Here is a 483-nt window from a genome sequence, read left to right on the forward strand (position 1 = left end):
CTAAGAGAACTCACAAATTTTACCTTAGCCTGATCCGTTACCAGTGAAAGTAACGTTCAGTCTATCTTTCTATCACATACCCAAATTTTTAAAGAACGAACTAGTCAAAGACTAGAAATCAACATTCACCATCACAACGATGGAATGCTCATTTCTAAGCTTTATACAAACAGAAGCAGTAGTGGTGGAGCCAAACGGGATCGAACCGTTGACCTCCTGCGTGCAAGGCAGGCGCTCTCCCAGCTGAGCTATGGCCCCGTATTTCTACAGGCGTTTCCCACACAAAATTGGTGGGTCTGGGCAGATTCGAACTGCCGACCTCACCCTTATCAGGGGTGCGCTCTAACCAACTGAGCTACAGACCCAATTTCGGGCTGCTTCTTTTCGTCTTCTTCAATGAATCAAGCAATTCGTGTGGGAACTTATGGAGCAGCTGATGTCGTCGATTAAGGAGGTGATCCAGCCGCAGGTTCCCCTACGGCT

2 tRNA genes are annotated in these 483 nt (G+C 47.4%); both read right to left on the reverse strand.

Annotated features, from left to right (window positions below):
- Positions 1–182: 182 nt before the first annotated feature.
- A tRNA-Ala gene (locus BHC62_RS03880) sits at positions 183–258 on the reverse strand.
- Positions 259–288: 30 nt separating this feature from the next.
- Positions 289–365, reverse strand: a tRNA-Ile gene (locus BHC62_RS03885).
- Between the last annotated feature and the right edge of the window lie 118 nt (positions 366–483).

The organism is Pseudomonas sp. 06C 126, from assembly GCF_001855215.1.
In the GTDB taxonomy this organism is placed as follows: domain Bacteria; phylum Pseudomonadota; class Gammaproteobacteria; order Pseudomonadales; family Pseudomonadaceae; genus Aquipseudomonas; species Aquipseudomonas proteolytica.